The organism is Paracidobacterium acidisoli, from assembly GCF_003428625.2.
GTDB classification, from domain to species: domain Bacteria; phylum Acidobacteriota; class Terriglobia; order Terriglobales; family Acidobacteriaceae; genus Paracidobacterium; species Paracidobacterium acidisoli.
Window position 1 is genome coordinate 338497 of sequence record NZ_QVQT02000004.1, and the last position, 11641, is coordinate 350137.

Genomic DNA, 11641 nt, shown 5'->3' on the forward strand with positions numbered 1-11641 from the left:
CTTTCCGAAAGTATGATCCTCAATCTCCTCCAGCTCGGGCGCACCAGCTATGCATCAGGCCTCGAACTTCAGCGCAGGCTCGTCGAAGCGCGTCACGAGGGCAGCATCGGCAACACGCTTCTGTTGCTGGAACACCCTCCGGTTCTCACTCTGGGGCGCAACTCTTCCCGCAGTAACATTGTCGCTGATGATGAATTCCTGACATACCGTGGCGTCGAGGTTCACGAGATCAACCGCGGCGGCGATGTGACATATCACGGGCCAGGTCAGCTCGTCGGCTATCCGATCCTCGATCTGCGCAGCTTTTCACTGGATGAAACCGGCAGGCGCGTCGGCGCGGTCGATTATGTTCGTCTGCTCGAAGAGGTTCTTATCCGCGCCTGCGCTGACTTTGGCGTGCAGACCGGTCGTGTGACAGGCCGCACCGGAGTGTGGACCCTTTCCGGTGGGTCTGTTCAGGAGAAGAAGATCGCTGCTATCGGCGTCCACATCTCCCGCGGTATTACCTCGCACGGCTTTGCGCTGAACGTTACCGCAGATCTGCGCGATTTCGAGCTGATCGTTCCCTGTGGCATCTCAGATCGTCAGGTGACCAGTCTTGAACTGGAAGCAGATGAGGCTCTGTTGCCCCGCCTGACCCTCGAAAATGTGGCCAGCAGCATTGCTCGCCACTTTGGCCGAGTCTTTAACCATCAGGTCCTTTCGCTCGAATCGCTCGCAGACCTGCTCCCGCACGAAATCATTCCCATACAGTAAACTGTGGTGTTTGACCTCGTTGTGTGCCGATAACGCACCTTACGCCGGAAGCTTGATTTTTGCGGATTTATAATCGTCTTTGCTCATACTGAAGACATTCAGCCACTTATTCGTAACACTGCGGAAAGGAATTTCATGCCGACCGATGTAGTTATGCCCCAGATGGGCGAGTCGATCTTCGAGGGCACCATTACCAAATGGCTGAAGAAGCCGGGCGACACTGTACAGCGAGACGAGCCGCTCTTTGAGATTTCAACCGACAAGGTCGACGCAGAGATCCCGTCACCAGCCGCCGGTGTTCTGCAGGAGATAAAAATCGCGGAAGGCACGACCGTACAGATCAACACCATCGTGGCAGTCATCAGTGAGGATGGCTCGGCCGTAGCCTCTGCCCCTGCTCCGGTGGCATCAGCGCCGGCTGCCGCATCCGCTGAGAGCAAACCGGCCGAAGCTCCAGCCCCTGCTGCCCCCGCCGCTGGTCCGGCCACGGAAGTTGTTATGCCGCAGATGGGTGAATCGATCTTCGAGGGTACGATCACAAAGTGGCTTAAGCAGGTTGGTGATACCGTCCAGCGCGATGAGCCGCTCTTTGAGATTTCGACCGACAAAGTCGATGCTGAGATTCCCTCGCCTGCTGCTGGTATTTTGACCGAGATCAAGGTCGCTGCAGGTAACACTGTGCAGATCAATACTGTCGTTGGCCTTATCGGTGGAACAACCGGGGTGGTAGCTGCATCTACACCGGCAGCGCCCGCGGCTGTTCCAGCAAAAGTGGAAGAACCGAAAGCGGCGGCACCGGCAGAACCGGTTACCGGCAGCGCGGAACATGTTCGCTCCTCACCGCTTGTCCGCAAAATTGCGAAGGACAACAACCTTGATCTCACCCAGGTTTCTGGTACCGGGGCCTCCGGCCGCGTGACCAAAGACGATGTCCTCGGCTTCATCGAGAAGAAGGGAGCCGCCACACCTGCTCCGGCTACCACTTCTGCAGCCGCACCGGTGCCTGCCGCCGCGAAGCCCGCGGCTCCGGCTCCCGCTGTGCCCGTGCCCGGCGAGCTGGTTCCGTTATCGAGAATGCGCACTATCATCGCGCAGCGCATGGTTGAGTCGAAGCATACCAATGCGCATGTCCATACTGTCTTCAAAATCGACTTCACGCGTATTGTCAAAATTCGCGAGAAGGAGAAGAACAAGTACGAGCAGCGCAATGGCGTAAAGCTGACCTACATGCCGTTTATCACTCGTGCCGTCATCGCCACGCTGCGCAAAATGCCCATCGTCAATGCTTCGCTCGAGGGCGACGCAATTCGTTATCCGAAGAACATCAATATCGGTATTGCCGTGGCGCTCGACTGGGGTCTGATTGTGCCCGTTATCAAACAGGCGGAAGAGAAGAGCTTCCTTGGGGTTGCACGCGCGATTGCCGATCTGGCAGAGCGTGCCCGCACGAAGAAGCTGAAGCCCGATGAAGTCGGTTCTGGCACCTTTACGATCACCAACCCCGGCATTTTCGGTGAACAATTCGGCACGCCGATCATCAATCAACCCGAGAGCGGCATCCTCGGTGTTGGTGGCCTCTTCAAGGAGCCGGCCGTCCTCACTGCCGAAGATGGCACGGACTCTATCGCGGTCCGTCACATGATCCACCTTACCCTTGGCTTCGATCACCGTATTATCGACGGAGCCGATGCTGGCAAATTCATGGCGGAAGTGAAGAAGTACCTGGAAAACTGGTCAGAAGACATCGGGTAAATCAATACAGAGCGGTAATCATAAAGCTGAAAATGGGACAGGCTCAGGCCTGTCCCATTTTGGTTTTTAGTGACAGTGTTCGCGCTGAGGCGCTCTTTCGTGACTTTATAACCTCGCCTTTGCCTCAAGCACCCGTTCCACAGCTTCTGCCGGTATGGCTCCAACCCCTGAAAGATGTCCCATCTTGCGTCCTTTGCGCGGCTGATGCTTTTCGTACAGATGCAGCCGCACGCCCGGAACGGCGAGCGCCTGATCGAAGCGTGGTTCACGCGGCTGGCCCTCTTTATCGAGCCATAAATCGCCCAGCAGGTTCACAATTGCCGCCGGCTGCACAATCGATACATCACCCAGCGGCAGATTGCAGACTGCGCGCACCGCCTGTTCGAACTGGCTCGTCACACAGGCCCGTTCACTCGCGTGGTAGCTGTTATGTGGACGTGGCGCCAGTTCGTTTACCAGCAATTCGCCACTCTTCGTTAGAAACATTTCTACTGCCAGCAGGCCTTCCAGTTGAAATCCGTCGGCAATCTCCCGCGCAATCCTCTGCGCGCCGGCTTCAATCTCCGGCGCGACCGACGAAGGAATCACGCTCCACACAAGAATTTGATTCTCATGATGATTCATTGCTGAGGGAAAGCTCTTTACCTCGCCACGTGGCGACCGTGCCACCATTACCGATATCTCACGATCGAGTTCCAGTGCTTTCTCAACTACGCAGGGCCGTTGTCCGAGCATCGTCCACGCTTCGACCGCATCGCACGTGCTGCCAAAACCCACCTTCACCTGGCTGCGTCCGTCGTAGCCACCATGTGCGCTCTTTATAAAGCAACGCCCGCCCAGCATCGAAATGGCCTCGGCCATCTCCTGCGCGGAGGTCACCGCACGATACTCGCCCACAGGAAAGCCGCAGCCGCGAAGCCACTCTTTTTGCAGTATGCGGTCCTGAATAATGCGCATCATGGCTGCACCCGGCCGTACCGGAGCATATCTGCCCGCTGCTTCCAGGCATTCAATAGCAACCTGCTCAATCTCCAGCGTAACCACATCACATCCGCGGGCCAGATTCGCTGCGGCCCGCGCGTCGTTCCATGAACCCTCGAAACAAGCATCGACCACAAAGCGTGCGGGGCACGAAGAATCCGGATCCATGACCTGCACCCGATAGCCAAGGGAACGTGCTGCCATGGCCGTCATACGGCCAAGCTGTCCGCCGCCCAGAATACCAATGGTCGCGCCGGGAAGAATTGGCACGGAAGAATATTCGCTCACTTGCCCGGCTCCTGCTCAATATTGATAGCCAGCACTTCCTTCGTGCGCTCCTCGCGCCACCGGCGTAATCTGTCGCGCAGATCGGCATCGGTGGTTGCCAGGATCGATGCAGCGAACAGCGCTGCATTCGCCGCCCCCGGCTTGCCGATGGCAAGCGTGCCCACCGGAACACCCTTAGGCATCTGCACGATCGAAAGCAGAGAGTCGATGCCGTTCAGCATCGTCGCTGGAACAGGCACTCCGAGAACCGGAACCAGCGTCTTTGCTGCCAGCATGCCCGGCAGATGCGCCGCGCCGCCCGCTCCGGCAATGATGGCCCTCAATCCGCGCGCCTCTGCTTCTTCGGCGTATTGAAACAGCCAGTCCGGTGTGCGATGTGCGGAGACAATACGCACTTCATGAGGAATAGCAAACTCATTCAGAATCTCAACGGCGGGAGACAGCACCTCATAATCACTTTTGCTGCCCATCACCACACCGACCAGCGGGGCTTGTTTCATAACGCGATTATAGTGGGTCGCTTTCGTAGCCCGGTTCACTTATGACGCAGATAATCCAGCAGAAGCTGGATCAGTGTTACCAGCGCTCCAATCGCAACAGTAAATCCCTTTGCACGCTGAAACTGCTCTTCATGCCGCGTCACTCGTCTTTCTATGGATGCCACTCGCCCCGAATTCCCATCGCCCACCAACACTGTCATCTGGTTCTTCAAAACCGACAGGTCAGTTAACACCTGCATCTCAAAATCCGTCATCCAGCCTCTCCTTACAACGGCACATTGACGAATACCGCGCTCGAAAATCGCGAATAATTCGGAGGTGTCGACCCGTCATACATGCGAATGTAGTACCGCTCACTTGCCGCTTCGCGCGGAATCGTAAAGCTGTTTACAGAGCTGCGCAGCACCAGATCCGAGTCCGTGCCCGATCGGAACGCCCAGTCCCTGCGCCTCACTTCAAAGCCCCCGCCAGCAGGAGGGGTGATGCCTGCGCCGATCTGGATCGCGCTGCCGCTCACCGAGGTGACAGAGTATGCATTCAGATTTGTCAGCGGCAATGTCGTTTCCGGCTGTTGTGGCAGCCAGGCGTCAGCCGGAACGGTCGTCGACGTTTTGATCGCCAGAGCATCCGCCCAGTCGTTGGCAAAGCCAATGGTGTATTTCGTTATCTCCGGCACAGTGAGCGACATATCGATCTGTACATTGCGCACCACGAGGTCTGCGGTCATGCCCGATGAGGCTGATACCACGGAAAGCACATCACCTGGCCATACATCACCCTGCTGCTCTATATTCCAGCCTGTATAGGTGCCGGACCATGCCGCAGCACGGCTTGTCGCGAGCGCAAGCAAAGCAGATGCCGCGTTCTCGCAGTCCGCTGAGCTTCTGGGGGCTGGATTCGTCACACTCCCAATCCAGAAAGCCGTACCCGGCACTAAGCCTTTCGCTTCGACAGAAATGCTCGCCGCGCTTGCCAGACGTGCCACAGCTCTGTGACCTATCCGATATGAAACAGAGATCAGCTCTCCGGATGCCGGAGTACTCGCCGGATAAAACCTGATCCTGCCCGTCCGTTCCAGCTGGCAATCCGCGCCCTGCGCTATTGTTCCCATACGGCGTATGATCTGGCTGCCGCCTGGAGGCGTGCTCGTCACCCACACCGGCCCTTGCTGCTCCATCGTGATACTGCCGATGCTGCACTGCAGATTGCTGCTGTCGATCAACCCATAAGTACAGACCGCCGGTGCATTGGTGATGACTCCCGAATAAATCGCGATCGGAGCGCTCGCAACCCCGCCCGTCATATCCTGCACTTCCAGCATCACATTTGCCGTCGCGCTTACGGACTGGCCGCCGAAGCTCTCAACCCCGCTTCCACTCAGGTAGTAGTAGGACTGCAGGAGTCTCTGCATTTCATTGCTCGCGATTCGCAACCGTAATGTATACAAATGCCCGGATACAGGCGTAAAGCTGCTTCCCGCAATTACACCGTTGATCAGCGGCGAAATAGTTGTCACTCCGCCAGACTGGCTTATCTGAAATCCGGCAACGCAGTTGGAGGTCTTTATCGTCCCCAGATAGAGCCCATTCAGCACGCCGACTGTTACCGAGCCGAACAGTACGCCTCCCATTTCCAGCACCAGTGATCCGCCCAGCTCCAGTGCGGTCGCCGATGCGACAAGCGTATCTCCGTCAATACCATCACCTCCGGCACACGTAAGCCCTGCCGACGTAATGGAGATATTCGCCGCAGCATCTGCCAGCTGCCATATCTGCTGGTCCACAGCCGGTTCCTGAAACAAATCAACCAAAGGCTTCTCTTTGGAGGCAGAGGGAAACCAGGGTTTTTCTGTCAGGTCGAAGAGTACGGTCGTCCCATCGCCGGCAAAAAATTCAGTCACATATGCGCCCGGCTCTTCCTCCCCACAAACCGTGATGTCATTCGCCAGCGCTTTGATCATCGTGGCCTGCAGAGCCTTCAGCGAAAACGTTCCATCCGTCTCACTCAGTACATGAACCGTCGTCCCCACCGGTTCCATGCTCACGGCTCCATTCAGTGTTCGATATGTGTTTCTTACCATCGAAGCCAGCGCCCCGGCATTCTTCGACCAGCTATATCCTGCATCCGGCTGAAACTGGCTCACTATTTGCGCAGCCAGTGTCAGCGTTGACGTAATGCCCGCAAGACCGGCGCGCGTCAGCATAGTCTGCAGCATCTGGCCGGCAGACTGTGCGTAACTCGGTCGTGTCTGCGGAACGCTCAACTGGTCGAGCAGCACTTCGTCGCTGACTGCGGATACTACTGCCTGATACACCTGCCCTGTGGAGCTCTCGCCCGTAAGCTCCATCCCTGGCTCCACGGCGACATATCCGGTAAACAACAGAACCCCGTTATTATCACTCAGCACCACACGCCCATTGCGCGCCGGCACCGGCAGATTGCCAACCGCGGGAAGCAGCGTGAAGCCGCATAGACTCGGTTCATTCAGCTTCCGCTCCACGCGAAATGGTTTAGCTGCCACAACCGTAGCCGAATAATCGACTGCGCCTTTGCCGTCCAGATTATCAATCGTCAGCTTCAACGCTCTTCCTCACGTTTCTCAAATCAGCGTGATCGTTCCAGGCAGGTAACTGCGGAAGCAGACCACCCGTTCGCCATCATTCGCATCGGTCACCGGCAGCGCGCGAAAGTTTGTATTCAGAGCAATGCGCTCAAGCGGAGCAGCCAGAGCTGTGCCCGTCTCCGCGGCTCCGGCCAGCGCCTGAAGCCGAGGATAATGAAAGAGAATCCGATCGCCCTGCTCGCCAGGCATGACAAAGAGTGCCGACCACTCCTGGAAAAAACTCCCTCCCTCGCGATCGACAAATCCCAGCAGCGGCTGTACCTTCATGCCGCTCGCTGGAACACCTGCCAGCAGCGGCTGCGCCAGTTGCAGGCCCGTCGCTGTACCTGTGGTTGTCACCGACAGTACCCGTGCGACATTGAACGTTACCCTGCGGATGTAATCCGGATCGCTGTTTACGGCGCTTGCGCTGCTGACATATGCCGCATAGACCCCGCTGCCCACGAAGCCTGTCTGTGCAGCATAGTCCACATCCACAGCCACCATGGAACCTGCCGGGAACTTTGCCGCATCTGTTGCAGCCAGGGAAAGAAATGTCGCCGTCGAGCTCACGGCCAGACTTACTGCTGTAATACCTTTGCTTCCTGACCCGTTTGCCGTCGAGCCCGCGGCCGGAGTCAGCAGATTCATATGCTGCGAGCCGGCCGACAAGGCCATCGTCAGCTTGCTCCATACCTTAAAGCGAAACGACACCACCGCATCGATTGTCTCGCGCGCCTGAAATTGTGTTATCCCCGGGCTGCCGGTGACCAGTTCTGTGAACTTGCTTTCCGACTTCCGTCCAAAATTCTCGATCCATCCCAAATCGACCCACGGTGCAGGAGGCGCAGAGAGAGAAAACTGGCCGTTCACCGAGGGATCAAAGATCGATGGCACCTTGTTCACGCGATCCACTGGAGCAAAATATGCGCGCACGCGACGCGTTATTGCGGGCTGAGCGCTTAGCGGCACGAATGTTGTTGTGCTCATGCCTCCCCCTGTTCCTGAAAAGCAAAAACATTCACCGTCGCTATCCGGCTCAATCTGTCGCGCAGCGTCGTCACCGGACCAAACACAGCTTCCGTCCAGAACACCAGCGTTTCCATAGAGGCCGCCGGAGTTACCGCATAATTCATCTTTCGCGTGCAGTACGGATAGATCATCTGCATCACTTCGTAATCCATCTCTTCGAGCGCCCGGCCGCGATCCAGACCCGCGTTATTCTGTGTTCCCGCCGTGGCATAAAGAATCTCGCATGTCATCTGCGTTAATACGGATGGAAGCTGTGTGTCTGCCTTCATCTCTGTCCATCGCAGTATGAAGATGTCCAGCGGCTGTTGCGCGACCGCAGCTTCAGCTTCTTCCACAAAAATTCCCGGCCGCGTTACTGACCGCAGTGTCATTACTCTTGCTGGATTTGTTGACGCCAGTCTGTTCCGAAGGGCGATGTAAAATGTATCCTTGGCATTCTGCATGTTCATTACCTGTCTGGCTACAATTGCCACTCGCCTGCTGCTTCCCGTAACAGCAGGCGATACAGACACACGATTCCCTGTGTCTCCGAGGTCGAAACGGCTTCAATCAGGAACAACTTTCCGGCAACGATCACACCATTTGCCATCGTGAATAAAGTCTGCGCAGAGCTGAGCTGAAGCTGGCTTACCTGCGTTGCAACCGCTTCCGCTGAGACCATCAGTTCGTATTCGCAAAGCTGCCCGTCTTTCATTGCAATGCGGACTCGCCGAAATACCGCCGGCGAAAGAGGCAACTGCAAAAAGCCCGGCTGGTCCAGACCAACCTGTCCGGTATCATTCGCATCGCCCACCAGAGGGGGCATCTGCAGTGAAGCCGTGGTCCCTCCACTTGCACGCAACAGGGCGGCGGCCAGCCGCAGCGCCCTGCCGCTCGGGTTTTGTACACTCAGATCGGCCATCGCTTATCCAAGCCTCGTCGACACCCAGGGTTGCAGCAGCACTTCCACGGCGCCATCAATCAGCGTGTTCGCAAAATACTGCATCTGCATTGTGTCCAGCTTGCTCGACTTCACATTCAGTCCGGGAGTTGCCTGCGCATTCTTCACAATGAGTGCGCAGGCCGATTTCACCTTGTCCGGAATCACGCTCAGTCCCGCCGTATAAGTTACCGCTACTTCGTTGTAGGGAAGCCCGATAATATTCAGCGGAAAGGTGAGCTCTCCCGTATCGTCAACAAAGTCCACCGTCGTCGGATCCACCGCGGTCCACGCTCCCGGCAGTGAAAACGCCCACAATACTTCCTCCTGCAGCGGATAAATCACCTCTCCGCGTCGTGGCTTCGCATAGCGCGCTTGGATGCTCACCAAAGGCAGCGTTGCCGGGGGAATCGGAGTCAGCGGCAGATGACTCAGTCGTACCGTCTGCGATCCCTCCACCAGTCGCAGCCGCTCTGTATACTGTGTGGGATTCAGGCTCTCCCGCCGGCAATGCGCATCAATCATCGCCGACGCCACCGTAATCCAGTCGTCTGTCACATCTGAGCCGAGCCCATAGCTCTCATACTCCGCAGGCAGCAGATATCCCATTCCGTTCTCCTCAAAATGAAAGCAGGGGCCCCACATCTCCCGGCCCTGGCAGATGTGGGGCGAAGCCCATGCTCCGGGCTCTGAGCCCTGTTAAGTTCTACCGGTCAACCAGCACCTGATAGTGCGCATAGCCCGCACCCTTCACCACAGGCGCGCCAAACTTCACCACTACATACTGCGAAGCCAGTGTGCCCGGCAGACCGAGCTGGAAGACCCGCGGATTGGGATCGCTCAGCCAGTGATACTCGATCAGATCTTCGGTCACGATGTATGCCGGCAGTACTGCCGATCCCGATCCAGGGGTACCGGTATAAGCCAGCGACCAGTCAGGGATCAGTGGCAGATCGCCCGCCTGCGTCGAGAGCGTTTTTACCGTAAAGCCCGCTTCAATCTCACGCGTCGAAAGAACAACGTTGAAGTCCGTCTTCATCTCGCGATCGATCAGATCGAGCAGAACAGGGTTGGCGTAAATCGCCGTCGGCCGTACAGCGAATCCGGTGCTGGCGACCATCTGTGCCACGGTGGACTTCAGACCGTCCACAATGCTCGATGTCGTCGAAATCGTCGTGGTATTGCCACCCGCAGCAATCTGACCAGCCACACCGAAGTACTGGAGCGTGGTCGGTGTGGTCAGCGACGTATCATTGCCATTCCACAATGCGACATCGTGCGTCACCATCACACCCTGCACTGTGTCTACCAGATCCTTCGCCTGCAGATAGGCAAACTGCTTCTGCTGTGTGCCCAGCTCCATATCGAACAGGTTGTAGTTCATCTGTGCGACCACAGCTTTCAGCGGGACGCTGCGCTCAATGCGTGTCGGAGTTACCACGGGTGCGGCGATGCTGCGTGGATTGACAAAGCCCGCCGTGCCCGGGTTTGGAATCGCCGTCTCCTCGAAATATCTCGAAGGATGTCCGGTAGCCGGAACCTGCTTGATGCGCTGCCCGAAAATACTGTTGCGGCGGACAATATCCGTGATCTCCGTCTGATAAAATGGAACCTCGATCGCTCCAGGCCCGATGTAATCCGCCGTCGAATGAATATCCAGAAAATTTGCTTTCATACGTTTCCTCTGCCCATGCGGGCCTGATCGTTCCATGAAATAAAAAAGACCGGCATCAGCCGGCCATCGTCTCCGCGGAAAAGCCCTGCTCTAGGCCAGCGATCCCGCGCGGATCAGTTGTGCCTTTACCGCAATCCGTTGCTCGAGGCTCAGCCCGGTAAGAGCTGCGTCAAGCGTGCCCGCTTCGATCGACTCGAGCGTTGTGATCCCCTGCTTCGCCAGCAGCTGTGTCGTTGTTGCTGGCAGGGTTTTGCGCTCGCCACTGCGTGCCGGCGCATGGGCTGCCTGTGCCTTCAGTTCGGCGATCTGCTGCTCCGCTGCTTCCAGTTTCTTTGCCAGTTCCTGCTCGCGGCGCGTCATCTCCGGACTGCCTTCCACTGCGGCCACAATTTTCTGAACGTCTCCGCTCATTGCTGATTCACGCTGCTCCAGCCATGACACCGTGCGCTCCAGCAGCGTGGCCGCAACGCTCAGCCGCTCCAGACTCTCGCTCACTGCACTCATGAATTCATTTGCGTTCAGTTCCATCGCGTTCCCTTTCTTCTCTCCATCTGTTGCACGCCATTTTGTAGCCGGAAGTGCTCTGTTCGTGCACTTCCATGCAGCCGCACTGTTCTGCAGCGTTTTGCCGCGAGCGCGAATGATGTGCCGCGGTATGCAGCCTTTTCCCGCAGCAGAATCGCCGCACCCGTGAAAGTCGCTTTTGTCAGCGTCCAGACTTCGGTGCGCATATCTTCCACATGTGCATCCGCCAGCTCATACGACATTCCCATAGAGCCCGGCGCACTGCGTTTCATGTGCTGCTCAACCTCAGGAAAATCCTTCGCATACAGATATCCGCTTACACGCAGCCGCTTCCCGTCCAGGTCTGCTTCTGTGATTACGCCGCATTTTCTGCGGGCGTCATGGCCATCCCATCCCGGTGTGTAATCTACCGCCATTCCCAGCAGCGACGGTAGTGCCGCCAAAGCCGCAGCCCGCGTCAGAATCACGCGGTGCCCGCGCGCGCCGGCCGGCGGACGATTGCTTGCCTCATCTACCAGCGTCAGCACACCTTCAAAAGGAATGCGGTTTGGATGCCCGGACACCTCCGGCAAAGTCATCGCCATTGCTTCCAGTCTCATTCCCTCTCCGAT

13 protein-coding genes are annotated in these 11641 nt (G+C 57.3%); 2 read left to right on the forward strand and 11 right to left on the reverse strand.

Annotated elements, in window-relative coordinates; all coding sequences use genetic code 11:
* Positions 1 to 12 precede the first annotated feature (12 nt).
* Positions 13 to 756 (forward strand): lipoyl(octanoyl) transferase LipB, encoded by a 744-nt coding sequence (gene lipB / locus D0Y96_RS12485; RefSeq protein WP_117300346.1) that lies wholly within the window; start codon positions 13 to 15, stop codon positions 754 to 756.
* 135 nt (positions 757 to 891) lie between these two features.
* Entirely contained in the window at positions 892 to 2508 is a 1617-nt protein-coding gene (sucB, locus tag D0Y96_RS12490; protein ID WP_117300348.1) for a 2-oxoglutarate dehydrogenase, E2 component, dihydrolipoamide succinyltransferase, read from the forward strand.
* Positions 2509 to 2613: 105 nt separating this feature from the next.
* Here sucB and purK read toward each other — a convergent pair whose 3' ends face one another.
* From purK to D0Y96_RS12545, 11 genes are all read right to left on the reverse strand, one after another.
* The gene (gene purK, locus D0Y96_RS12495; RefSeq protein WP_350449052.1) at positions 2614 to 3777 is read right to left on the reverse strand and encodes a 5-(carboxyamino)imidazole ribonucleotide synthase; all 1164 of its coding nucleotides are present in this window, start codon (positions 3775 to 3777) and stop codon (positions 2614 to 2616) included.
* Positions 3774 to 4277, reverse strand: a complete 504-nt coding sequence (purE, locus tag D0Y96_RS12500) for a 5-(carboxyamino)imidazole ribonucleotide mutase (RefSeq protein WP_199480268.1) — start codon at positions 4275 to 4277, stop codon at positions 3774 to 3776. Before purE ends, purK begins: the two co-directional genes overlap by 4 nt.
* A gap of 35 nt (positions 4278 to 4312) precedes the next feature.
* Complete coding sequence (locus D0Y96_RS12505) at positions 4313 to 4531, reverse strand: hypothetical protein (RefSeq protein WP_117300352.1); 219 nt, start codon at positions 4529 to 4531, stop codon at positions 4313 to 4315.
* Positions 4532 to 4542: 11 nt separating this feature from the next.
* Positions 4543 to 6858 (reverse strand): hypothetical protein, encoded by a 2316-nt coding sequence (locus tag D0Y96_RS12510; protein ID WP_117300354.1) that lies wholly within the window; start codon positions 6856 to 6858, stop codon positions 4543 to 4545.
* A gap of 18 nt (positions 6859 to 6876) precedes the next feature.
* Positions 6877 to 7869, reverse strand: coding sequence for a hypothetical protein (locus tag D0Y96_RS12515; RefSeq protein WP_117300356.1), 993 nt, complete (start codon positions 7867 to 7869; stop codon positions 6877 to 6879).
* Positions 7866 to 8384, reverse strand: a complete 519-nt coding sequence (locus D0Y96_RS12520) for a hypothetical protein (RefSeq protein WP_350449053.1) — start codon at positions 8382 to 8384, stop codon at positions 7866 to 7868. The genes D0Y96_RS12515 and D0Y96_RS12520 overlap by 4 nt, the downstream gene beginning before the upstream one ends.
* Positions 8372 to 8812 (reverse strand): hypothetical protein, encoded by a 441-nt coding sequence (locus D0Y96_RS12525; protein WP_117300358.1) that lies wholly within the window; start codon positions 8810 to 8812, stop codon positions 8372 to 8374. Before D0Y96_RS12525 ends, D0Y96_RS12520 begins: the two co-directional genes overlap by 13 nt.
* Before the next feature lie 3 nt (positions 8813 to 8815).
* Positions 8816 to 9439 (reverse strand): hypothetical protein, encoded by a 624-nt coding sequence (locus D0Y96_RS12530; RefSeq protein ID WP_117300360.1) that lies wholly within the window; start codon positions 9437 to 9439, stop codon positions 8816 to 8818.
* Between the two features lie 97 nt (positions 9440 to 9536).
* A complete protein-coding gene (locus tag D0Y96_RS12535) occupies positions 9537 to 10505 on the reverse strand; it encodes a hypothetical protein (RefSeq protein ID WP_117300362.1) in 969 nt (322 codons plus the stop codon).
* 90 nt (positions 10506 to 10595) lie between these two features.
* A complete protein-coding gene (locus D0Y96_RS12540) occupies positions 10596 to 11033 on the reverse strand; it encodes a hypothetical protein (RefSeq protein ID WP_117300364.1) in 438 nt (145 codons plus the stop codon).
* On the reverse strand, positions 11024 to 11629 hold the full coding sequence (locus D0Y96_RS12545; RefSeq protein WP_252263733.1) for a hypothetical protein: 606 nt from the start codon (positions 11627 to 11629) through the stop codon (positions 11024 to 11026). Before D0Y96_RS12545 ends, D0Y96_RS12540 begins: the two co-directional genes overlap by 10 nt.
* Positions 11630 to 11641 lie beyond the last annotated feature (12 nt).

Excerpts from the sequence above, each read along its gene's own strand:
- sucB (WP_117300348.1), top strand. The coding sequence starts at position 892 with ATGCCGACCGATGTAGTTATGCCCCAGATGGGCGAGTCGATCTTCGAG.
- D0Y96_RS12530 (WP_117300360.1), bottom strand. The coding sequence starts at position 9,439 with ATGGGATATCTGCTGCCTGCGGAGTATGAGAGCTATGGGCTCGGCTCA.
- D0Y96_RS12525 (WP_117300358.1), bottom strand. The coding sequence starts at position 8,812 with ATGGCCGATCTGAGTGTACAAAACCCGAGCGGCAGGGCGCTGCGGCTG.
- D0Y96_RS12540 (WP_117300364.1), bottom strand. The coding sequence starts at position 11,033 with ATGGAACTGAACGCAAATGAATTCATGAGTGCAGTGAGCGAGAGTCTG.
- D0Y96_RS12535 (WP_117300362.1), bottom strand. The coding sequence starts at position 10,505 with ATGAAAGCAAATTTTCTGGATATTCATTCGACGGCGGATTACATCGGG.
- purE (WP_199480268.1), bottom strand. The coding sequence starts at position 4,277 with ATGAAACAAGCCCCGCTGGTCGGTGTGGTGATGGGCAGCAAAAGTGAT.
- D0Y96_RS12545 (WP_252263733.1), bottom strand. The coding sequence starts at position 11,629 with ATGAGACTGGAAGCAATGGCGATGACTTTGCCGGAGGTGTCCGGGCAT.
- D0Y96_RS12515 (WP_117300356.1), bottom strand. The coding sequence starts at position 7,869 with ATGAGCACAACAACATTCGTGCCGCTAAGCGCTCAGCCCGCAATAACG.
- lipB (WP_117300346.1), top strand. The coding sequence starts at position 13 with ATGATCCTCAATCTCCTCCAGCTCGGGCGCACCAGCTATGCATCAGGC.
- D0Y96_RS12505 (WP_117300352.1), bottom strand. The coding sequence starts at position 4,531 with ATGACGGATTTTGAGATGCAGGTGTTAACTGACCTGTCGGTTTTGAAG.